The sequence below is a fragment of the Pseudoalteromonas sp. M8 genome (assembly GCF_018141365.1).
Classification (GTDB): domain Bacteria; phylum Pseudomonadota; class Gammaproteobacteria; order Enterobacterales; family Alteromonadaceae; genus Pseudoalteromonas.
The window spans coordinates 2689416-2711671 of the sequence record NZ_CP047240.1; the positions used below are offsets into that span (position 1 = coordinate 2689416).

A 22256-nucleotide genomic window follows, 5' to 3' on the forward strand; every position below is an offset into this window, starting at 1 on the left:
ATTCAAGCCTTTTAATAAATAAGATTGTATCAATATGACCTTATCAAATAAACAAAAGCAGTTCCTAAAAGGGCTAGCTCATTCTTTAAACCCAGTTGTTCTTCTAGGCGCAAACGGCCTAACCGAAGGCGTCATGGCTGAAATTGAGCAAAACCTGAACATTCACGAACTTATCAAGGTAAAAGTACCAACCAATGATCGTGAAACTAAGAAACTGATTTTTGAAGCAATTGTTCGTGAAACAAATGCACATAAAGTACAAACCATTGGCCATATCATTGTGTTGTACCGCCAAAGCGAAGACAAAAAGATCCAGTTACCTCGTAACTAACCTTTGTTGTCTGCGACGTTTTCACCAGAAGACGTCGCAATCTCTTGTAATAAACTCGCTTCTTCTGCTTTTACTTTCTTAATTTCCTGCTCACTCACCTGAGGCAGTAATTTCTTCTCAAGCGCCAATGCGTCAACAATAAAGTCGTTTGTTAACTGATTAATAATGCCACTCTCTGCATTTAACAGTAGGCTAAACCCAATACCAAGCTCTGGAATAATCACCACATCGGTACGATAACCTTGCACCCAGCCACTATGATAATAGAGCAATTTGCCATCGTAACGATAAATTCGCCAGCCAAGTCCATAATAGGCTTCTTCTACATAACCACGCCAAACGCGTCTGCGTAGCTCTCGTTTCGTCAACGTATACGGCACTGATTGCTTACTCAGAGCATCCGGTGATAGAACACTTGGATACAGACCTAATTGTGCTTTTAACCACTGCGCCATATCAGCAGCACTAGCGTTTACACCAGCTGCGGGGAGTACTTTATAGTAATGCGGCTTTAATTTAGCGGTATGCCAACGCTTTCGCCCTCTGACATGCGGCCATGCAAAATTATCATTTTTTGTCATTTGCTCGTAGCCAAGGCCGGCGTCATGCATATTAAGTGGCGCGAAAACAAACTCTTCCATCCAAGTTTTGTAACTGATATTCGTCGCCTGCTCGATAACATCTCCAATCAAGCTAAACATGACATTTTGATAACCATAACACTCACCGGGCTGACATAACGCTTTGACTTGCAGTAAGCGCTCAACAATTTGTGGGTAGTCCATGCGAGACTCGATTAAATTATCGTAGGCATTGGGCACTAAGCCACTCGAGTGACTTAACAAATGATAGAGCTTAAGTTGGCTATAATCACCTTTGGCGACTTGCGGCAAGTAGCTGGCCACTCGATCGTCAATATTAAAATACCCTTCGCTCGCTAATTTAGCCGTTAGACTTCCTGCAAACGTTTTTGAAACCGATGCCAAGCGAAAGCGAGTTTGTTCGTTGACCACACTTCCTTGTCGACTTTTTGTCTTGCCAAAACCTTCTGCGTAGCTGCCGTGCTCGACATGCACGACGGATAAAGCAGCACCGGGCACCGATTTTTCTTTTAGTTTGCGCTCGACTTGCTTAGAATAGCTCTTTAAAAATTGTGACCATTGCTGGTTTGGGGTTTTTGCAATCGTTATTTTTGGATAACTAATGCAAAAAAAACAAACTAATGTGAGAATTAGCGACTTCATAATGACTCATTTCATTAACACTCGCCCGCCATACTAACATGATGAATTGGCGGAACTCACTAAATATAAGAAAATAACTGTTTAATTGAGGTATTTTAATGCGTTTAGTGCTAGCAGCTCTATGTACAAGTCTACTTTTTGGATGTGTCACCACAGCGCCATTAGCGCCAAAGTTAGATGTACCTAAGAAGCCACTACTAAAAAAGTCTGTTTATCAAATCAGCTATAGTACCGAACTTAATTCTGCACGAATTAAATCAGTGCAATTGCCCGCTCACCCACTTGCTCAAGGTGACACAGTCTACATCAATGCCGATAAGGTAAGCTTGACTGATACACTGAGAAAGCAGATTGTTGCTTTACTTGAGAAAAAAGGCCTGAAAGTTGTTGCAGCTAAAAACGCAAACTACACGCTAACAATTCATCAACTTGATTTGGAATTTGCAGCCAATAAAACGTACGCACTGGATAGGCCAAGAAACCCACATCCACATATTGCTGAACTTGCTCAAAATTCGCCAGCATTTCAATGCACTAATATTGTGGCTTCAGTCAGTATGCGCCTAGCACACCAAGCTTCGTCAGATGTTGTCTGGTTTGCCAAATCATCAGTAGATAGCGCTGGATTTCAAGGGATCCCTTTACAATTCACATTTACTGAAGTGGAAAAAATAGAAAACGAGCACGATGTACTGTCGTTTATTGTGGCCCAAAATACCGACGAGGCGCGCCGTCAACGTGGCGAAAAGCCCGTTGATATTCCTCCTTACAAGGTAACTAAAACGGTTTCGCCGCTCGAGAAAACCGCTGGTGCATGTACCCAAACCGAAGTATCAGCGCTAACAGCGGATATGCAAAAACACTTGGCCGAGAGTTTAATTGAAAAGCTAAACGTTAAGTAACATAAGTACTCGCCAGTTTGACAGAGGTCAACTGCAGGCTGGCGCTACACTTATTTACAGACAATGACGCTTTTAGAATTATACTCGACGCAGAAAAATAAAAAGTTCGGAGTAAAGACATGGAGCAATACGGCACAATCTTATTGGTTGAAGATGACACTTCATTAGCGCAATGGGTCGCTGAATATCTTGATAATCAAGGTTACAAAACACATTGCTGCTACCGCGGTGATGAAGTCGTTGAACGTGTTAAGTCACTAGACCCCGACCTTGTTTTACTTGACCTTATGCTCCCCGGTAAGGACGGTATCAGCGTATGCCGTGACTTACGTCAGTTTTATAGCAAGCCTGTTATTATGCTCACAGCCAAAGATGAAGAAATGGATGAAGTCATCGGTTTGGAAGTTGGCGCTAGCGATTATGTAATCAAGCCTGTGCGTCCTCGCGCCTTACTCGCTCGTATAAAAGCGAATGTTCGCGCTGCACAAGAAAAACCACAAGATCATCAAGCTGCCAATCACGAACTCGTGGTGGGACATTTATGTATCGACACTCAAGCTCGCAAAGTCAGTGTTGCAGGTCAAGAAGTCATCGTCTCTAGTGCCGAATACCTACTACTGCAATTTTTAGCCAGTCACGCTGGTGAAGTTGTCTCTCGCGATGCGGTTTTTAAAGCGACAAAAGGGAGAGAATATGACGGCCTCGACAGAAGCGTCGATGTGCTCATTTCTGCCCTACGTAAAAAGTTTAATGATGATCCTCAAAACCCAGAAAAAATTAAAACGGTGTGGGGTAAAGGGTATCTACTCGTACCATCAGCTTGGTAATGAAGGTCGCAAGCTAATATCGTGAAAAAACTCTATATCTACTTACTCGCTGGTGCGTTAATTTCGATCTTCGCTCTGGGTTGGGTGATCGACACCTATAATCAGCAAACCGCTCCCTTAGAAGATAGTTTTGAGTGGCAAAGCAAACTGATTACAGGTCTTGCCAAGCAAGTTGCAGATATTGAACAGGGAAAACGAGAAGACGCAACGGCTTTGATTGCCAAACAATTTGACATCAACATTAGCTATAAAGATGGCGAAACGCTAGCCATGCCGCTCGAGTTAAAGCAACGGATGTTACAACCTGATGGGTTAGTAATAGAAAACGAGAATGTATACCTTCTAAAAACAACCCCTAAAATGGCGCCTGACTACGTTGAACTTGAATGGCAACCTCAGGTTGAACAGGCTGATTACGACGTATTGCTAACATTATTTTTCTACGGTGGAATTTGCGCAATATTATGGTTCATTCTCTCTCCGTTAGTTAAACGTTTGATCGTTCTCAATACTGCAGCAAAGCACTTTGCCAGCGGTAACCTAAGCGCGCGCATCGCCCCCAATCATTTCACCTATATCCGCGACTTGGAAAATACCTTTAATCGAATGGCAAGCCAAATAGAGAAGTTGATGGCTGAGAATAAGCTAATGGCCTCCAGTCTTTCTCATGACATTCGGACACCTGTTGCGTGTTTAAGGTTTGGCTTAGATGCAGCTTTAGATGAAAGTGATATCGATGCCATTCACGATTATTTAGCACGCATGGAAAAAGATTTAGATCAAATGGAGGACATGCTCTCGAGCTATCTATCTTTTGCGACGCTTGAACAAAAGTCTCATTTACTCAAACATGAAGTAACGACTCTATCTCGCTATGGTCAAGATCTAATGCAGCAAATGCAACCAAAGCTACAAAAGAACCAGTTGTCTGGTCGCGTAGAAATTCCTGAACAATTAATGATCCATGGCGACTTACATTGGCTTGCAAGAGCGATAAGTAATTTGATCAGCAATGCCTGTGACTTTGCCACTGCCAGTGTGTTATTAAGTGCACACCATACCGAGCATTGGCTCATTATTACCGTTGAAGACGATGGCCCTGGGATCGCGAGACAAAATTGGGATAAAGTCTTTAGTCCTTTCTTTCAAGAGCAAACTCACCGCAACCGTGCAGGTAAAAGCTACGGCTTAGGCCTTGCAATCGTTGCAAAAGTCATGGATTGGCATCATGGTACAGCCACCGTAAACCAGTCAGAGCGATTAGGTGGCGCAAAATTTGTGCTTTCGCTACCCTGTAAAGAAAAATAATTATTGTAAATAAGTCGCTACACGGTGACTTATCTCATATAGAAATAATCGTGAAAACATTAGCTTATAAGCTAAGCTTTGATTTTTGAGTGCAACAACTTAATTACGGCTAAATATCAGGCTAAAACTTGCGCTAAATCAAGGTAATTTACTCTTTTTATTTCTTTTTAATTACAGTAGATTGTCAGCGCCGTTAGAAATTTTTAGAGAAGTATAATAATTATGAGCAATGTCCGAGGAGAGTTCAGCTCTCGCTTTGGTTTTATTATGGCCGCCGCAGGGTCGGCGGTAGGTTTGGGAAACATTTGGGGCTTTCCAACACAAACGGCATCCAATGGTGGTGCTGCGTTTGTTTTAGTTTATCTGGTTTTGGCTTTTTGTCTTGCCTATCCAGCACTAATGGCAGAACTCGTCATTGGTCGTCACGGCCAAGCAAATGCCGTATCTTCACTGCGCAAACTAACAAATACAGCATGGCAAAGTAAACTTGCTTTTGTTGTCGGGTTCGGCGGTATCATTTGTGCGGGTCTTATTTTAAGTTTTTATGCAATCGTGGCAGGGTGGATGTTTAGCGCAACACTTGAGCCCATCGCGGAAGTTGCCTCAATGACTCAAGTGCAATCTTGGCTTGCTGATTCCTCTATGTCACGCAACATCGTCTTTACAGCCGCCTTTATTGCACTCACCGTGCTCATTATTAGTAAAGGCGTAGAAAACGGGATAGAAAAGTGGTCAAAGCGTTTGATGCCCGCACTTATCGGTATTTTATTCTCGTTAATTGCGTATGTATTAACCCAAGAAGGTGCCGTTGAAGGTCTTAAGGTGTATCTTGTTCCTGACTTTTCTTCTGTGCTTAATCCACAGTTACTCGTTGATGCCCTAGGGCAAGCATTTTTCTCGCTTTCGCTCGGTACCAGCGTGATGATCATTTACGGCTCATACATAAGTAAAAAAGAGAATCTAGTTTCACTTGGTGCAATGGTTACCTTAATTGACGTTTTTATCGCATTCGTTGCCGGCTTACTTATCATTCCCGCCATGTATGTCGCGCAAGCGCAAGGCGTAGAGATTTTTGCAGCTGACGGCTCACTGCTAAATGAAGACACCTTAGTGTTTCAGGTATTGCCAGCATTGTTTGATAGCATGGGTAGCATTGGCCTGGTGGTAAGCTTCGCTTTCTTTGCTCTGATGAGTATTGCCGCACTCACCTCGTCTATTTCGATGTTAGAAGCGCCTGTTTCCTATGCTGTTGAACGTTTTGCACTAGGCAGAGTACAGGCCACCTGGATCATCGGCACCTTGGTAACAGCCGTGAGCTTCACCATTTTGGTAAACATCGAGACGCTGTTCGGTTTTATTGTTAGCCTGACAACGAAGTTTGGTCAGCCACTACTTGGCATGCTGTGCTGTGTATTTGTCGGTTGGATTTGGCACAGAGCAAAACTGCTTAAAGAAATTGAATCAGGATGCCCGGAAGTTGGCAGTAGTTTCTTTTGGAAAGTATGGCCTTGGTACATCCGCTTCGTTTGTCCAATTGCCATTGCTGCGGTATTTTTAAATTCACTATAATTTCGCTCATAAAAAGAGGCTACGCATAGCCTCTTTTACTTTTTCACAAATAACATATCCTGATGCGGGATCCCATCTTCTAGATAATCTTCACCTTGCTTCACAAAGCCGAGCCCCGTATAAAACTTGTCTAGATAACACTGCGCAGAAATAACTAGATTCTCATGAGTAATCTCCGTTTCACAACAAGCAATCGCACGATGCATAAGATCATGTGCAACGCCCTGTCCTCGCAGCGTTGGCGAAACAATAACACGGCCTATGGACGCAGTAGTTGCGGATTTTCTATAACAACGTGCATACGCTAAAATTTGTTCATCTTTGACCAAAAACAGATGTTGAGTTTCAGGCGCCCTATCGGTATCGTCAATTTCTGGATAGGGACATGCCTGTTCCACAACGAATACATCAACCCTTAGCTTTAAAATCTCAAAAAGCTCATCTTTAGTGAGCGCATCATAACTTCTAATTTTCCAATTCATTTTCTTCTCTGTCATACCAATTAGCTTTATTAAGACTGATTGTTATCGTTATGCTTAAAACAAAAACGCCCAGACAAAGCTGGGCGTTTTAGAGTAAATTAAGTGATTATGAGAACAGCCGCTCCAACTGATCGCACAATTGAGAGATATTGACGTGATCGTGCTCAATTGTGAGATCGACGTATCCATCCCCTCGAAACGCTCTGTCCAACTCTATCAGTACATGAGTTCGATGTGCTTCAGGTACAAACGAAAGCTCAACTTCTTGTAGTCCAAATAATGCACGTGAGTTTGGTCGGTATTCTAGTTCTTGGTAACAACCAGAAACAGACTGAAACTCAGACGCTCGTAAATAGCCCTTTTCTACATCCGCTTTCACTAAATGGAAGCCTAAACGCTCCATCGCTGTCATACATGCTTTCACTGCTTCATTTGGATAAATGTGTAAAGCATCTTTGTCTGACGGATCGATTGCTAAATCAATGTCTAAGCCAGTTTCAATCCAAACATGACAGCGGTTGAAGCCCGCATTGATTTCTGTGATTGGTGTTTCTGAATGAAGTCGAGCTTCAAAAGGAATAACTTTTTCTTCGCCTGGGCCTATCGTGAAATTATTACCTACACGCCAACGGTCAATAACATGATTACTAAAATATTCTCCGTCTTCCCCTTCAACCTTAACTCTTGTCATTAGCGCAAGTTCTAAACCTGTTACTTCTTGGCTAACGTCACCGCCTTTTACTACAATTTGCGCTTGAAATTTCTGTCCCGGGTGCAAATGCTCTGTTTCCAATACAGTGTCTACTTTTGCCGCACCGATACCGACAGATGCTAGGATCTTCTTAAACATTACGTCTCCTGTCCGGTATGTCCTTACCTGCATCATAACCATATTTTTTCCAACTTGTCAGCGAAAATTTATAATTTATATATCAGGAGGTTTTGGTACACTGCTCATATCTTGGATAAAAATTTAAAGTTATGGAACTGCTCTATTTTGCTGTCGCATTTGCATGCGGATTTTCTGTTTATCAATTAAAGCTTCCTCCTTTGATTGGTTTTTTGATGGCGGGCTTTGTCTTAAATCTACTTGGCCATAAAACCACAGATTTACTTACTCAACTTGCAGATCTTGGTGTAACGCTGCTGCTTTTTAGCATAGGTTTAAAATTACGAGTTGGTAACCTGATAAAGCCTCAGGTTTGGGCGCCTGCGAGTATGCACATTATTACCAGTACGGCGTTTTTCGCTAGCCTGTTGTTGATGCTAGGGGCGATGAGCCTACCTTTATTTACTGATCTAGACTGGCAAAGCGCTTTATTGGTTGGTTTTGCATTTAGCTTTTCCAGTACCGTTTTTGCGGTAAAAGTGCTAGAAGAACGTGGTGAAATGGCAAGTCTTCACGGTAAAATCTCAATCGGTATTTTGGTTATGCAAGATATCTTTGCGGTTATCTTTCTCGCCGTCAGTACGGGCAAAGTACCCAATATTTGGGCACTGGCACTGCTTGTGGTGCTACCGCTTGTACGTCCAGCTATGTTTTGGGTATTAAGCCGCTCAAAGCATGGTGAGCTACTCCCTCTTTTTGGCTTCTTTTTTGCGTTAGTCGCAGGTTATCATGCCTTTGAATTTGCGGGCCTAAAAGGTGATCTCGGTGCGCTGATCATGGGTATGATTTTCGCCCCACATAAAAAAGCCGGTGAGTTATCAAAATCACTATTGAATGTAAAAGACATCTTGCTTGTTGGTTTTTTCTTGAATATTGGTCTGAATGCCACGATTACACTGGACGCACTTTTAATAGCGATTCTACTGGTAATTGTTCTACCGATTAAAGTCTCACTTTATTATCTCTTCACCAATATGTTCAAATTGCGTGCTCGTACATCGCTATTGAGCGCTTTCACACTCACTAACTATAGCGAGTTTGGTCTTATCGTGTGTGCCGTTGCATCTGCTTCTGGTGCGGTTGCTCCTGACTGGCTAGCAGTAGTTGCTATTGCTGTTTCTATTACTTTTGTGATCGCGTCTCCGCTCAACAAACGCTCGAACGAGGTCTACGTTAAATTAGAGCCTTGGTTATTAAAGTTTGAGAACCAAGACCGTTTAGAAGAAGAGCTTCCGGTAAATCTTACCGACACCAAGATCGTTATATTTGGTATGGGAAGGATTGGAACGGGTGCTTACGAAACAATACAGGCCAGCTTCCCAGATACCGTTGCTGGTGTAGATATTAAGCCTGAAGTAGTTGAAAAACATGTTTCCCGAGGGCGCAGGGTATTAACTGCTGACGCAACCGACCCTGATTTTTGGCAGCGTGTAAATCATTCTGAAGTAGAAATGGTTATGCTCGCGATGCCTAAACATATGCAGAATATTTATGCACTCGAGCAGCTCAAAGCATCAGGCTACAACGGCCAAGTTACCGCCATTGCAAACTACCCAGATCAACAGAAAGAATTAGAAGAAATGGGTGTGAATTCTACCTACAACTTCTATTTAGAAGCGGGTAGTGGCTTTGCAGAACACGTAAAAGAGAAATTATTTACTTAAATTAGTATTGGTTCTCAGTATCATAATTGGTACTGAGAACTATTTTCATATTCAGATCATCGTGTTACATCTAGACGTCCATCTTATTATTTCATTCCACTCATTATTCGATTTACAAAGCTTTACATCCAAGATGGTAATTTGCCCTCACTTCAGAGTAAACTGATCACATCGGACATGGCGTAAGTATCTATTTTATGAACAAAAAATTGATACCAAATGCCTTTTGAACATCGTGTCACTGGATTGTGAACAAGCTATACCTTTGGGGGTTTTATGATTAAGAATAAATCTAATGGTCAATTTTCTGCAGTAGTGGATGACGTCAAGGCTGCGCCTTTTTCAGACCTCCAAGAAAGGCTGGATGCAATTCAGGACGGTGGTATGACAGCGTTGGCAATTCGCAATATCCTATTTCATAAAATGCTCGATATGCATGCGGTACCAAACGATCACTATTTAAGGGATGAAGAAACCCCGAACCGGTTGGACGATCCAAAACTAATTGAAAAGTTAAATGAACTAGGCTTTTTCCGCAGCAAGCCTTCATCACAACTACACTAGTAAAGATTTAGGGAGCCTACTCTCCCACATAGGCTGACAATGCCCGTCGTCAGCCTATTTTTCCCCTTCCAAGCACGAGCTTCACCTTTGAAAAACTCTCCCATACCGAAATTAATTCATTGCAAATATGTAGTTCTGAATAGTGAAGATCTAGTCACCCTGAGATGATTTAAGTGGTGGGTTACTTTTTTTCTTCGGTAATAAGGTTTTCCAAGCCTGCTTAAATGGCTTCAAATAAATCGCGGTAAGTGAATCATGTCCCGCATCATATTGCCCAACTCCAATGGTAATTTTACCCGCACTCGAGGCCTTAATAAGCGAGCCATACATACGATCCCAAATGGCAAGTGCTGAGCCTAAATTGGTATCAAAATGGATTGGATTGTCACTGTGATGTACTTGGTGCTGTGCAGGACTAATAAACCAATCTTCTAGCTTGTCACCCCAACTCAGCCATATATGTGAATGCCTTAAATTGGCCCCAAAAATATTAAACAAAAAGACAAACGCATTCGCACCCAGAATATCGTACATGCTCAAGCTGCTGCCAAATACATAATACCCTACTCCAACCACAATTCCTTGAGTTAATGCCATACGACAGGCGTACAGATAACTTTCAACGGGATGTGAGCGATAAATGGTAAAGGGGGTCAGGACTTTTGCAGAATGGTGCACCTTGTGAAACTCCCAAAAGAATGGGATTTTATGTAGGATCAGATGCAGCAGGAATCGAGTGAGGTCATCGACTATAAACAAAAATAACGTAAATAGTCCAATCACTACCCATTCTGGCGCTTCTAGATATAACGCAGGACCAAAGAGCGCTTCAAGTCCACCGGATAATCCTAGTGCCACCGGTACCATAGTCAACACGATAGGCGTAAACGTCGCCGCCTTTATCAACCGATTTGTGATCAATAAACAGTAATCGAGCTTGGCGCTTTTGCACCACCAGACTTGCTTGGGAAACAGAAACTTTAAAAAACCTTTACCAGAGCGCGCTTTTTCTGTGGCGATATAAACAGGAACAGCCATCAAAATGGCACTAAACAAGTATGGCAAATACACTCTTTTATTGGCATCGAACAAGTAGCCTGGGAGTTCAGTAATGCTTTGCCATAGTTGCTCTAACATAGTCATTTCCATCAAAAAGAAATAATGAATTCACATATCTTTGGAACAGCTCCATAGCTCTAGCGACAAGCCGCCATGAAGCTGCGGCTCTTACTCAAGAGCCGCATAGACAATCAGTTAAAACTGGTATTTATAACCTAAACTAAATTGTCTTGGTTTGCCTGGGCGCGCGCCATACGGACGACGACTAACAATTTCTGCTTCATCGAACAAGTTGTCGATTTTAGCATAGACTTGACCATACTGGCCTAGCTCGTAACTTGCGGATACATCAACGATCGTTGTGCTGGGCACCTTTGCGCCTTCAAGGACAAGCTCAAAGTCTTCAGTGCTTCTACCAGCAGCTTCGCTCATCTCACTGATGTATTTGATGGCTACGTTAACTTTCCAATCACTTGCTGCAAGGCCGATGTTAAAAGTGGCTTGATGAGATGGTAAATACGGAAGCTCATCACCATTTTTAATATAACCCCATTGTGCGAACGTTGTCGCACGCTCATTCTGGAATTCACCTTTCGTATAGGTGTAGGTGAGACTATAAGGGATATCCAGTTGAAGGTTCAAAGGGTAACGTTGTGCAAACTGCATTTCGAGACCGTAAACATCCACCTCACCGCCACTGAATTGCTGATCTTGTTGGTCATTGACACCACAGTTAGACTGACCACAGCTTTCGTTCAGATTCTCATAATCGTTGAAAAAGCTCACAATCTCAAACTGCGTCACACCATCATTAAAGCGCCCACCAAATTCGTAGTTAACACTCTTCTCAAGCTCTATATCCGGATCTTGTTGGGGTGAAGAAGGCACAAAACCTTGGTGCACACCAAATAAAAGACCGGCATCATCAGAAAGCTGATAGAAACCACTTAGGCTAGGTAGCCAAATACGGGTGGTTTTATCAATCCAAACATCGGCATCTTTATTATCTTGGTAAGACATGTCCATCAGCTCGCCACGAAGACCAAGGCCCAAAGTCAACGCATCAAGTTGTACTTTATCTTCTAGATATACCGACCACGCTTTAGTATTTTCAGTATTCAGCGAGGTAAACTGCTTTGAACCCTCTAGCAACACAGGTGAACCACCTTCCATTGCATATGCTTGCTCAAAATGTTTGCGCTCAATTTCATCTTCATGAAAACGCACGCCAACAGCAATATCATGGGTTAAGTTAAACAGGCTAAAGCTCGTATTGGCATCGACTTGAAGACCTTGTGAGAAATACTCACGGTCATTAGTCCCCATATTCAAAAAGATATTTGAACCTACAACGACAGAGTCCCGTGCCCCTGTGATCACAGCGTACTCATTTGCGAAAGCCTCTGGGTTTGCCATGATTTTTGAAAGGGATGGTCCACTTTTACTACCTAGACTATTAAGCTTAAGCCAAGCTCGCTCATAGTCATTACGGTACAGCCTTGTCGTAACGTTAAAGTCTTTGCCATCAAGTACATGGGATAACATTACCTGAGTGTGCTTGGTATCCATCTCTGCAGGCTGAGACGCTGCGTATCGACGATACGGATTTTCAGCAAAATCTGCATCCGTTAAACCAAGGTAAGTTTCATCGGATAACTCATCAGCATAGCTGAACTTTAAGCCAAAAGTATGATTTAGCTCACCTTGTGACAGTTTATAATTAAACTTGGCTAAGATATCGTTCTTCTCAAACCCCGTATCACCACCGCCATCAAGCTCTTTAAAACCATCAGCTTGTAGATTTACCGCTTCGAATAAGAAGCCGACATTATTTACTACTGAACCGTAGTAACCATGTGCTTTGGAATAACCGTCGCTGCCAGCCGCAACATCAATACCGCCTTCTGTAAACTCTGGCACTTGGCGAGTCACTAAGTTAAGCGCACCAGCAACTGTTTGCGGGCCATGCTTGATAGCCGCAGGTCCTTTAAACACCTCAACCGCTGTCATACGAGTCGTAACCGGGAAATAATAAGCAGCCGGCGCAGAATAAGGAGCTGGGCCAATAAGCACACCGTCTTCCATTATGGTGATTTTTTTGCTTCGCTCAGGTGTTACACCACGAAACCCGATATTTGGTCGCAAGCCATAGCCATCTTCTTCACGAATATTAACGCCGGGTACGTTAGAAAGAATACGGTGAATATCATCATACTCGTATTCTGCCAACTGCGCCTCTGACAACAAGGTTGCAGAACCGGCTTCTTTTCGCAATTTATCGTGGTGGCTGATAATAGAGATATGCTCAATATCTTGATTGTCATCAGCAGCTTGCACTTGAGGTAGTGCAAAAATTACCGCTACCGCTAATAAAGATTTCTTCATGTTCATGCGCTTAGTCATTGTCACCTGCCGAAGTTTGTGGAAGTTCTAGGGCGAGCTTTTCGATAAACTCAGTCTTTAAGTCATCCGTCACTTTTTTAACGTCTGTATGCGTTTGCGTCACTTGCTCTGTAGAACCCGCAAGCTCAACTTTAAGACTCGCATTCATCGCAAGCAACGTGGCTTCTGCATCAGCAAGCCCTGCAAGCATACGCTCTTTAACATCACTACCATTCTCAGCATCTAAAAAGTCATCAAAGCCCAATGTATTCTCAGCATCTTGGCCATTACCAGTGAAGATGTTTCTAAATGCTCTGATGTTAACAAGTAAATTCTCTTTAGAATGTTCTGCAATTGGCGACTCCACCGCTTCTGGGCAAGCTTCTAAACCACATGCGTTCGGAAAACCTAGGCCTAACGGCGTCGCTATTTTGCCGTCTTTTAACTCTTCGGTCATGTAAAATAACGCCTTTGATATTTCATTAAGCGCTAAGTGGGGCGTGTCAAACGGAGAGCCTGGTTGTCCTGCATTAACGAGTTTAACTGCGTAGCCATTTTCTCCAGTCCATTGAGACAAGAGTATATTGCTCTGTGCTTCAATGTCTTTAGCCACTTCCATCGCAAACTCACAACGCGCGACCGCTCTTTCCTGAGTTGAACGGCTATTCCATGGTGCCAAAGCATCATTCACTGACGAGCAGTTATGGTCAAGATTGGCATTGAATAGAAGATGCTCTAAGGCAGTTAAGCCTTTACGGTTTGCAGTACGCTCAGAGATATTATAAGGATTGCTAGCATTACCATTAATGACGCCATCTTCAAAATACACTACATCCAAGTCGATATCACATAAAGAGCCTGTAGCGGGCCAAACATAAATATTATTTTTAAGCTCTTTACTATTGGCTGTAAGTGGACCCATTTGCATCAATTCAACATACTGCCACCCCACCATAGCGCTGCGCCAACTTTGTTGAGCATTTTGCTTTAACGCGGCGGTATTTTCAGCCTGTACTTTTTCAGCGCTACAATAACTCGCAACTTCAAGTTGCTGTGTTACCGCGAGTTCATTGAATTGCTCAATTGCAGGGGTAAGCACATTATTCACTAAGTTACTAACCAAGGCCGCTTCATCAAATTGCGTGGGTAAGGTTGGGTTATCCGTTCCCGAGTTGTTGTCTTTGATCCCTGGACCTTGACTACTTGAAGTGCTTTCACCACAACCCGACAACACCAAGGCTACTGCTATGGCTGCGGCACTTAAACGTTTAGATACTCTCATTTGTATTCTCTATTATCTATATACAACAAAAGGTTAGCAGAATTAACGGCTAACCTTTTAACGTTATAAACGAAAATTTAGATTACCAGTTGGCAACATTCTCAGCATCGAAACCATATGCATTGGCAATGATTTCTCGCGCTTTCAATAAATCAGCCTTATAAGCTTCAACCTTGTCTGCCGTAAGCTCAGGCTTGTCACCCATCAGGTTATGGATTTTAACAAAATCTGCATCTGCGACAGGAGAAAACGGATTAAACTGGAAATTTAATGCGAAGCCTTTCATTTCAGACCAGTGTTTAGCTACTGTATAAAATTGCTCAGCAGTAAAGTTACCTGATGCGATATCGTCTAAATCACCATCATCGTCAGAGATTGTATCATTGATGTAGTGAACCACTGTCGCTGCAATCGACTTTTCCCATGCAAGCAATGCTTGATCACGCAAAGCTTCTAAGCGCGCTTTGTCTTCGTCTTCCCACTGCGCACCGTAATTACCAATGTTCGTTTGAATAAGTTTTCGAGCTTCAATAAATGCCAGCTGTGCTTGAGCTGTAAAATCTGTTGGGTTAGAACCAGTCGCTGTTCCACGGTCACGTTTTGCCGCATTTGTTGAGTTACCAAAGTTAAACTCTGACAGTAAATCAATTTTGCCGTCTTTATCTAGGTCATGATAACCATTGGCATAAGCTTCACGTCCCCCTCACCCGCAATCTCATCATCTGAATAATCTAAGTAGTCGATTGCAGCTCCAAAATAACCATAACCTTCGTCAAATTTATGCTCTAAATCGGTATAACTACCACCTGAACTTGTGTTATCTGCGTATGGTTTACCTTCATCATTTACACCAAAAAGCATTTTATCATCAAGATAGTCATCAGCAGCCTGCGACAGTGATACCGCACCGTTTAAGTGCTTTTGTACTAGCTGAGCAAGATCTAGGCCTTCGGGAGTGACATAGAGATTGTTCAGGGGTACTGATGTACCATTATGCTCAGCTTTAATTTTAGCACCACTTTCAATCTGCTTAAGTTGACCCTCAAGCAAATCTAAATAATGTAATACTAAGCCTTCTGGGGTCTTTGCTTGAGTGCCAAAGTCAGTCCACCCGACCATAGCACCCTCTTCTTCCCACGCTTTATGCATATGAGAAGTATCACGACCGGCGATTTTACCACCTTCGCCAGCAACGTTTTTAAGCGAGCTTGAAATATCTCCTAACGTGGTCTGTGCAGCGTTTGCCGCAACAGCGAAATCTAGAGGTTCATCCAACACCACTGTATCTGTCGGCATCAAGAACATTTTGATCTCTGCGATTGCTGCTTCAGCTGTTTTTTGGCCAGAAGCGTTACCCACAGTTTCATTATTAAGCTTACCCATTAAGCTTTTGATATGAACCATAGCCGCGTGACGTGCGATTTGGCCAGAATAAGACACTGAAGATTCGCCTTGGGCGTTCTTAAAGTCATAGCGGTTTGCACCCGCTTTGTTTTCTTCAGCAATTTGCTGAACAGCGATTTCAGCTTCAACTTCTGTTTTTTCGCCTTTGCTGTCAGTTGCCGTGATAGTTACCGATACTTTTCCACCTTCAATTTGTTCGAAGTTTAGTGCGTTTGCAGCTTTAAGCTTGACTGCACCGTCAACAATTTCAAAACGATTGTCGGAGATGGTTAGTGTCAGTGCACTTACTTCATCATTGTCGTCAGCAAAAGTAATATTTGTAACCGCTGCGCCAAGTGTATCTTCAGATACTGACGCACTGTCTACGGTAATAGTAGGTGCAGCATTAGTTGCGGCTGGAGGAGGTGTAGTGTTGTTATCATCGTTATCGTTTGAGTTGCTGCTAGAGCCACCACATGCGGTGAGGCCTAAAGTTGCAGCGAGAATAGCAGTCGTTAACAGAGACTTTTTAAGTGCCATTGAATTGTTCCTTTGAGACTAATTATGTTTATATTTTCATAACTAGGCGTAAAGTATACACACACCTAAATAGCAATCAATATTATTTGCATTGTATAAATAACAATTTTTTTAAAAGTGCTACGTAACAGCTAACTATTCCAGCGCTATCACTTGTGAAAGAGAATACGGATACTCCATATAAAACAAAGGGATAACATCATAAAAATGACGTTATCCCTTTGTCTCAGAAACCTGTTTCACAAATTTCTCCGAATTGAGCATTCGAAAAATTCGAAGTATCTTTGCGTTAAATCAAATTGTTACTTTTTAGTTCCAAACATCGGTAACAAATAAGTAACCTTGACGCCAAATCGTTTTGATCTTCTCTGGACGACTCGGATTATCGTGTAGCTTTTTACGCAAGCGAGAGATGCGAACGTCTATTGTCCGAGTATCTGGGCGATAATATTTGCCTAGGATCTGCTCGTATACAAAGTCACGTTTCACTACTTTGCCGCCATTGCTCGCAAGTAACCATAGCAACTCAAACTCATGGGTTGTGAGGTCAATGCGCTCCTGCCCATAACTCACGCGCCTGGTGTTTTTGTCGATATGCAGCTGGCCAAAGGTTAATTGCTCTGGCTCATCGTCAAACTGCGAGTTTGCAGCTTGCCTTCTTAACACTGCATCAAGTCGAGCTCGCCATAATCTAGGCTTTGCGTCTTTGGAAATAACTTCGTCAGCACCGAGCTCTAAAAACAGGCTGTGAACATCCTCGTCATCGCTGTCAAGACTGACGATCACGGGAGCTTTGAATCTTTGTCTAAATTGGCTGATTGAATCGCAGGTTGGTACGGATGCGATAGCTTGATCAAGCACGATACCGTTAATGGATTTCCCTGAAAAACCGTTCAATTGACCTAATTCCCTCAACAACTCAACAGTGTAGCCTTGCTCTTCAAGCATTTTTTGTTGTGATGTCAATATATTGTTATTGCTTTGTGCAACCAAGATAGTGGACACGGACGCACCTCATTCATTCAACATGGATGAACACAGTGTAGTCACGCAACCTGAATGGATGCTTTACAGCGTAAATAATCCTTTTGCCGTATCCCAAAGTGCTTTAACAACTGGGTCATATAACCGTTTATTCTTAGTTACAAGTCCAATTTCAATCTCGTCCGATCTAAGCTGCAAAAGCTGAACTTGATTCTTAAATGGACTTTGACTAATTACTATCTCGGGGACACACGCAATACCAAACCCTAAACTCGCAAGCGCAACCATAGCTTCATGGCCCGAAACATGCGCATAGACTTTAGGAACAAAATTGTGTTTTTTGCAAAAGTTATCGATTCGATCTTTTAACACACCTTGCTCTGGCATAATAAAAGACAGCCTCTGCCACGGCATTTCACTATGACTGTATTCATCAATAATAGACTTAAGCGGACAGTCCATCGTTGGACCAATGAACACCAATCTCGAACGGCCGATTGGCAAATACTCTATACCGTTCGGTAGATGTTTTGGCTTCACCGCGACCGCAACATCTTCCTTACCACTAGCCACTTCTGCTATTGAATGCGCGGGATCACCAGTAATAAGATTTAACTCTACTTGCGGGTATAGGTGGCGAAACTTGGAAAAAAGATCATAAATAAAACTGTAAGTCGCGGTCACTGAACAAAATAAACTCAGCTCACCAGTCAAAGGCTTATCATCGTCAACGCATTCACTCTTAAACTGCCGCCAGCTTGCCAACGTCGCTTGCGCGTAATGAACAAACGCTTTGCCTTGCTGAGTCAGCTCAACGGTGCGATTATCTCGTAGGAATAAAGGCGCGCCAACTTCCTCTTCTAACTGTTTGATTTGACGACTTAATGTCGGAGGACTTACAAAACAGCGCTCACTCGCTCGGGAAAAGTGCAGCGTATCTGCAAGTGCCAAAAAATATTTAAGTTGTTTGTGATTCATAGTATTTCACCTTTTGAAACACTATAGTTCAAATATATCATTTTACGCAATCAAAAGTTCGCCCTACTCTGACTTCAATCTATTTCTACAGAATCAGGAAATATCATGTCGAATTACTTTAATACTTTATCTTTACGTGAGCAATTAGCTCAGCTTTCTCAATGTGAATTCATGGATCCAAAAGAATTCGAACAAGGTGTCGACGTTCTGATTGGTAAAAAACTAGTCATTGTTGGTTGCGGTGCACAAGGCTTGAACCAAGGTCTAAACTTAAGAGACTCTGGCTTGAACGTCAGTTACGCACTACGTCCTTCAGCAATTGAAGAAAAACGTCAATCGTTTCTTAATGCATCTGAAAACGGCTTTATTGTTGGCACTTATGAAGAACTCATTCCTGAAGCGGATTTGGTCCTAAACTTAACGCCTGACAAGCAACATACTTCAGTTGTAAACGCAGTAATGCCGTTAATGAAAAAAGGCGCAACACTTGCTTATTCTCACGGCTTTAATATTGTCGAAGAAGGTATGCAAGTGCGTGAAGACATCACCGTAATCATGGTTGCACCAAAATGTCCTGGTACAGAAGTACGTGAAGAGTACAAGCGCGGCTTTGGTGTACCTACGCTGATTGCAGTTCACCCTGAAAACGACCCAGAGGGTAAAGGTCTCGCGCAAGCTAAGGCATATGCGGCGGGAACTGGTGGTCATCGTGCTGGCGTATTGCAGTCATCATTTATTGCTGAGGTAAAATCAGATCTAATGGGTGAACAAACCATCCTATGTGGTATGTTGCAAACTGGCTCACTACTATGCTTTGACAAAATGGTAGAAGAAGGCATCGAACCTGGATATGCATCAAAGCTTGTACAATATGGCTGGGAGATCATCACCGAAGCACTAAAACACGGTGGTATCACCAATATGATGGACAGACTGTCTAACCCCGCCAAGTTACGCGCATTTGAACTGAGCGAGCAATTAAAAGACATCATGCGCCCACTTTACAACAAGCATATGGACGACATCATCAGTGGTGAATTTTCAGAAGGTATGATGGCTGATTGGGCTGAAAACGACAATAAATTGCTTACATGGCGTGCAGAAACCGCACAAACCGCGTTTGAAAAGCAAGCGAATACGGATGCTGAAATTTCAGAGCAGACTTTCTTCGACCAAGGTATTCTAATGGTTGCTATGGTTAAAGCCGGTGTTGAGCTGGCGTTCGAAACCATGACAGCAGCTGGCATTATTGATGAATCTGCTTACTACGAATCACTACACGAAACGCCGCTAATCGCGAATACCATTGCGCGCAAAAAGCTGTTCGAGATGAATCGTACTATTTCAGACACCGCAGAATATGGTTGTTACCTGTATAATCACGCATGCCTACCACTATTGAAGCCATTTATGGAATCAATCACAAAACGTGAGATTGGTGAAGGTTTGTTAGACAGTGACAATTATGCTGACAACCAAAAGCTCATCGCTGTAAACCGTGCGATCCGTAACCATCCGGTAGAAAAAATAGGTGAAATCCTTCGCGGTTACATGTCAGATATGAAAAAGATTGTTTAGTAAGTAGAAATAAATTTGCGTCAATAATATAGCAAACTAGTTCGCTTGTTAGTAACCAAGGCCACTTTCCACCCTGAGATTGTGGCCTTTTATCTCTATTTCTCAACATAACCACCCATTTAACTCAAATACAGTTAACACTAAATACTGAGATTAACTTTATTTTATAAACCAAAATTATTTTTTTGTGACTTGGATTGTTACTTGTTCCGAGCTGGTTATTTACTATGCTAGAATAATCGGTTCCACGGGATTACACACACAAATCGAATGCAAAACACAGGTTTAACAATTACTCAAAGAATTACCCTTTTGGGTAGTCTCATTGCGATTGCTGTCGCTTGTTTAATCGGGTTTACCTCGCTTTACAGCGCCAAAACGCTCATTAATGAACGCATGATGCAATCTGAATTGCCAAGCAAGATAGAAAGTATCAATAAATCATTAAGCAAGCAGATAGACACGTTGAAAAATGCAGCCGAGCAGCTTTCAAGCAATTTATTAATCACCCAAAGTGCCAAGCAAAATACTTTGGACGAAAAACTTCTTGTCAACGAACTCAAGCGTATTGCGGCGCAGTATGACTTAGTTACGGCTTCTTGGGCTAACCGCGAAACCAATCAATATTGGAATCAAAACGGCTTTCTGCGAGTACTAAATAGAGAGCAAGATGGTTGGTTTTTCGGCTTTACCACTAGTGGCTCGCCATACTCTATTAGTATCTATCAAGAAGCGCCGGGCGATGTAAAAATGTTTGTAAACCATCAACAACTAAGCGGTCTTGGTTTAGCTGGACTTGCGAAAAGTATTGATGATATGCAGGCGATGCTTGCTAATATGAAAATCGAGCAAAGTGGCTTTGTTTTCGTCATTAACAGGCAAGGTACCGTGCAATTGCACCCAGATGCAAGCAAAGTTGCAAAGTCCTCAATTGAAGATTTTTACGGCCAGCACAGTCGCGATTTTACCTCCACACGTGGATTTATCGTTAAAGAGTTGGAAGTAGATGGCGAAACTAATTTAGTTGCAGCGAGCCCAATTCCAAACACAGATTTGCTTGTTATTGCCCAAGTGCCAACCAGTGAAATCAATAGTGGGATCACTTCTTTGCAGTGGCAAATCATTGGTTTTTCGATAGTGATTGCGCTAGTGGCGAGCTTTTTTAGTATGCTACTGGCTAAGAACTTAAGCGCGCCACTTAAAAAGATGGCAGATTTATTTGAACAGCTTGGTAGCGGCGACGCAAAACTCAATTATCGTTTACCAGACTCAGCACAACCTGAACTTCATGCTTTGGCTGGCGGCTTCAACCAGTTTATGGCTAAGATCGAAGAAGCTATCCACATGGTTGCGGAAGAGAGCCGTTCAATTCGCGTGACGAGCGAAGCCGTGTTTAAACAGAGCCAGCAAAACTCTCAGTCTCTGGATGAACAAAAGTCTCAAACCATGTCTGTTGCCGCGGCAATCAATGAAATGGGTGCGACAGTACAAGAGATAGCGAGCAGCGCGACCAACACGGCAAAATTGACAGAAGAAAGTAAAGCGTCAACCAAGCGCAGCCGTCAAGGTGTGCAAGAAAGCCAAGAAACACTTCACTTGCTTGCAGGTGACATCGAAAATATGGCAGGTCAAGTCGCTACGTTGGCCGATAAAACCCAGTCAATTGCCAATATCGTTGATGTGATCAGAGGCATATCTGAACAAACCAACTTGCTTGCACTCAATGCAGCGATTGAGTCTGCGCGAGCGGGTGAGCACGGTCGTGGGTTTGCCGTTGTTGCAGATGAGGTGAGAGCACTTGCGAGTCGTACATCACAATCTACCGACGAGATCCAAGCAACGATATCTGAATTAACTCAGGTGTCTGGCGCTGTCGTAAACCAAATCCAACAATCCAGTGAACAAGCAGAGCAAAGTGTTCAAACGATGCAATCGTCAGTGGAGTTAATGTTGGAAATCTCGGAAACCGCAAATCAAATAAATGACATGACCGCGCTTATCGCAACAGCGACAGAAGAGCAAAGTAATGTCGTTGCGGACGTCGGCCGCAACATCGAGCAAATTAGCGAAATTAGCGATGCCGTGATGAACGAGCAACTTGACACGGAACAAGCAATTCAGCGTCTTGCTGCATCAGCAAAAGCGCTTGATGATCTCGTCGCGAGCTTTTAACCTCTGCTCAACTCTAAAGTAAGCCTGCATGTTTCCTTGTAGGCTTACCCTTTCAAATTGTCTCTTTGTTACATGGTGTAACAATCACACCGCGCAAATTTTGCAATTATGGTCTAAA

The 22256-nt window shown here is 42.7% G+C and carries 19 protein-coding genes; 9 read left to right on the forward strand and 10 right to left on the reverse strand.

Annotation, left to right across the window (positions count from 1 at the left end; genetic code table 11):
- The first annotated feature begins 34 nt into the window (after positions 1–34).
- On the forward strand, positions 35–331 hold the full coding sequence (yhbY, locus tag GSF13_RS16785; RefSeq protein ID WP_010373854.1) for a ribosome assembly RNA-binding protein YhbY: 297 nt from the start codon (positions 35–37) through the stop codon (positions 329–331).
- Here the strand turns inward: yhbY and GSF13_RS16790 are convergent.
- Entirely contained in the window at positions 328–1575 is a 1248-nt protein-coding gene (locus GSF13_RS16790) for a serine hydrolase domain-containing protein (RefSeq protein ID WP_211866434.1), read from the reverse strand. The two genes, yhbY and GSF13_RS16790, sit on opposite strands and share 4 nt — an antisense overlap.
- Positions 1576–1673: 98 nt before the next feature.
- On the opposite strand from GSF13_RS16790, the gene GSF13_RS16795 reads away from it, so the two are divergent.
- The 4 genes from GSF13_RS16795 to GSF13_RS16810 all read left to right on the forward strand — a co-directional run bounded on the left by GSF13_RS16795 (position 1674) and on the right by GSF13_RS16810 (position 6181).
- On the forward strand, positions 1674–2477 hold the full coding sequence (locus GSF13_RS16795) for a hypothetical protein (protein WP_010605083.1): 804 nt from the start codon (positions 1674–1676) through the stop codon (positions 2475–2477).
- 119 nt (positions 2478–2596) lie between these two features.
- Positions 2597–3304: a response regulator gene (locus tag GSF13_RS16800; protein ID WP_010605084.1), complete on the forward strand. Its 708-nt coding sequence runs from the start codon at positions 2597–2599 to the stop codon at positions 3302–3304.
- A 21-nt stretch (positions 3305–3325) separates the two neighbouring features.
- Positions 3326–4612 carry a HAMP domain-containing sensor histidine kinase gene (locus GSF13_RS16805; protein WP_174168691.1) on the forward strand — a complete coding sequence of 429 codons (1287 nt, stop codon included), beginning with the start codon at positions 3326–3328 and terminating at the stop codon, positions 4610–4612.
- 222 nt (positions 4613–4834) lie between these two features.
- Entirely contained in the window at positions 4835–6181 is a 1347-nt protein-coding gene (locus tag GSF13_RS16810) for a sodium-dependent transporter (RefSeq protein WP_102057009.1), read from the forward strand.
- A 35-nt stretch (positions 6182–6216) separates the two neighbouring features.
- Here the strand turns inward: GSF13_RS16810 and GSF13_RS16815 are convergent, their stop codons facing one another.
- On the reverse strand, positions 6217–6663 hold the full coding sequence (locus GSF13_RS16815; protein ID WP_211866436.1) for a GNAT family N-acetyltransferase: 447 nt from the start codon (positions 6661–6663) through the stop codon (positions 6217–6219).
- 106 nt (positions 6664–6769) lie between these two features.
- Entirely contained in the window at positions 6770–7513 is a 744-nt protein-coding gene (locus GSF13_RS16820; RefSeq protein WP_010605088.1) for a sporulation protein, read from the reverse strand.
- Between the two features lie 131 nt (positions 7514–7644).
- On the opposite strand from GSF13_RS16820, the gene GSF13_RS16825 reads away from it, so the two are divergent.
- Together GSF13_RS16825 and GSF13_RS16830 are read left to right on the forward strand one after the other, a co-directional pair.
- Complete coding sequence (locus tag GSF13_RS16825; protein ID WP_010605089.1) at positions 7645–9216, forward strand: cation:proton antiporter family protein; 1572 nt, start codon at positions 7645–7647, stop codon at positions 9214–9216.
- 276 nt (positions 9217–9492) lie between these two features.
- Positions 9493–9780 carry a hypothetical protein gene (locus GSF13_RS16830; protein WP_010605090.1) on the forward strand — a complete coding sequence of 96 codons (288 nt, stop codon included), beginning with the start codon at positions 9493–9495 and terminating at the stop codon, positions 9778–9780.
- Between the two features lie 150 nt (positions 9781–9930).
- Here GSF13_RS16830 and GSF13_RS16835 read toward each other — a convergent pair whose 3' ends face one another.
- The 7 genes from GSF13_RS16835 to ilvY all read right to left on the reverse strand — a co-directional run bounded on the left by GSF13_RS16835 (position 9931) and on the right by ilvY (position 18388).
- Positions 9931–10917, reverse strand: coding sequence for a sterol desaturase family protein (locus tag GSF13_RS16835; RefSeq protein WP_010605091.1), 987 nt, complete (start codon positions 10915–10917; stop codon positions 9931–9933).
- Between the two features lie 117 nt (positions 10918–11034).
- The gene (locus GSF13_RS16840; RefSeq protein ID WP_211866438.1) at positions 11035–13242 is read right to left on the reverse strand and encodes a TonB-dependent receptor; all 2208 of its coding nucleotides are present in this window, start codon (positions 13240–13242) and stop codon (positions 11035–11037) included.
- Positions 13235–14503, reverse strand: a complete 1269-nt coding sequence (locus GSF13_RS16845; RefSeq protein WP_211866446.1) for an imelysin family protein — start codon at positions 14501–14503, stop codon at positions 13235–13237. Before GSF13_RS16845 ends, GSF13_RS16840 begins: the two co-directional genes overlap by 8 nt.
- Positions 14504–14585: 82 nt before the next feature.
- Complete coding sequence (locus GSF13_RS24795) at positions 14586–14951, reverse strand: hypothetical protein (protein ID WP_249122691.1); 366 nt, start codon at positions 14949–14951, stop codon at positions 14586–14588.
- 215 nt (positions 14952–15166) lie between these two features.
- Positions 15167–16426: a DUF4856 domain-containing protein gene (locus GSF13_RS16850; protein WP_249122692.1), complete on the reverse strand. Its 1260-nt coding sequence runs from the start codon at positions 16424–16426 to the stop codon at positions 15167–15169.
- A 309-nt stretch (positions 16427–16735) separates the two neighbouring features.
- Entirely contained in the window at positions 16736–17431 is a 696-nt protein-coding gene (locus GSF13_RS16855) for a response regulator transcription factor (RefSeq protein WP_010373828.1), read from the reverse strand.
- A gap of 63 nt (positions 17432–17494) precedes the next feature.
- The gene (ilvY, locus tag GSF13_RS16860; protein WP_010605095.1) at positions 17495–18388 is read right to left on the reverse strand and encodes an HTH-type transcriptional activator IlvY; all 894 of its coding nucleotides are present in this window, start codon (positions 18386–18388) and stop codon (positions 17495–17497) included.
- A gap of 105 nt (positions 18389–18493) precedes the next feature.
- Here ilvY and ilvC point away from each other — a divergent pair, with 105 nt between their 5' ends.
- Together ilvC and GSF13_RS16870 are read left to right on the forward strand one after the other, a co-directional pair.
- Positions 18494–19966, forward strand: coding sequence for a ketol-acid reductoisomerase (gene ilvC, locus GSF13_RS16865; protein ID WP_039497351.1), 1473 nt, complete (start codon positions 18494–18496; stop codon positions 19964–19966).
- A gap of 270 nt (positions 19967–20236) precedes the next feature.
- Positions 20237–22138, forward strand: coding sequence for a methyl-accepting chemotaxis protein (locus GSF13_RS16870; RefSeq protein WP_211866448.1), 1902 nt, complete (start codon positions 20237–20239; stop codon positions 22136–22138).
- Positions 22139–22256: the final 118 nt, after the last annotated feature.

Excerpts from the sequence above, each read along its gene's own strand:
- yhbY (WP_010373854.1), top strand. The coding sequence starts at position 35 with ATGACCTTATCAAATAAACAAAAGCAGTTCCTAAAAGGGCTAGCTCAT.
- GSF13_RS16790 (WP_211866434.1), bottom strand. The coding sequence starts at position 1,575 with ATGAAGTCGCTAATTCTCACATTAGTTTGTTTTTTTTGCATTAGTTAT.
- GSF13_RS16795 (WP_010605083.1), top strand. The coding sequence starts at position 1,674 with ATGCGTTTAGTGCTAGCAGCTCTATGTACAAGTCTACTTTTTGGATGT.
- GSF13_RS16800 (WP_010605084.1), top strand. The coding sequence starts at position 2,597 with ATGGAGCAATACGGCACAATCTTATTGGTTGAAGATGACACTTCATTA.
- GSF13_RS16810 (WP_102057009.1), top strand. The coding sequence starts at position 4,835 with ATGAGCAATGTCCGAGGAGAGTTCAGCTCTCGCTTTGGTTTTATTATG.
- GSF13_RS16815 (WP_211866436.1), bottom strand. The coding sequence starts at position 6,663 with ATGAATTGGAAAATTAGAAGTTATGATGCGCTCACTAAAGATGAGCTT.
- GSF13_RS16820 (WP_010605088.1), bottom strand. The coding sequence starts at position 7,513 with ATGTTTAAGAAGATCCTAGCATCTGTCGGTATCGGTGCGGCAAAAGTA.
- GSF13_RS16825 (WP_010605089.1), top strand. The coding sequence starts at position 7,645 with ATGGAACTGCTCTATTTTGCTGTCGCATTTGCATGCGGATTTTCTGTT.
- GSF13_RS16830 (WP_010605090.1), top strand. The coding sequence starts at position 9,493 with ATGATTAAGAATAAATCTAATGGTCAATTTTCTGCAGTAGTGGATGAC.
- GSF13_RS16835 (WP_010605091.1), bottom strand. The coding sequence starts at position 10,917 with ATGTTAGAGCAACTATGGCAAAGCATTACTGAACTCCCAGGCTACTTG.
- GSF13_RS16840 (WP_211866438.1), bottom strand. The coding sequence starts at position 13,242 with ATGACTAAGCGCATGAACATGAAGAAATCTTTATTAGCGGTAGCGGTA.
- GSF13_RS16845 (WP_211866446.1), bottom strand. The coding sequence starts at position 14,503 with ATGAGAGTATCTAAACGTTTAAGTGCCGCAGCCATAGCAGTAGCCTTG.
- GSF13_RS16850 (WP_249122692.1), bottom strand. The coding sequence starts at position 16,426 with ATGGCACTTAAAAAGTCTCTGTTAACGACTGCTATTCTCGCTGCAACT.
- ilvY (WP_010605095.1), bottom strand. The coding sequence starts at position 18,388 with ATGAATCACAAACAACTTAAATATTTTTTGGCACTTGCAGATACGCTG.
- ilvC (WP_039497351.1), top strand. The coding sequence starts at position 18,494 with ATGTCGAATTACTTTAATACTTTATCTTTACGTGAGCAATTAGCTCAG.
- GSF13_RS16870 (WP_211866448.1), top strand. The coding sequence starts at position 20,237 with ATGCAAAACACAGGTTTAACAATTACTCAAAGAATTACCCTTTTGGGT.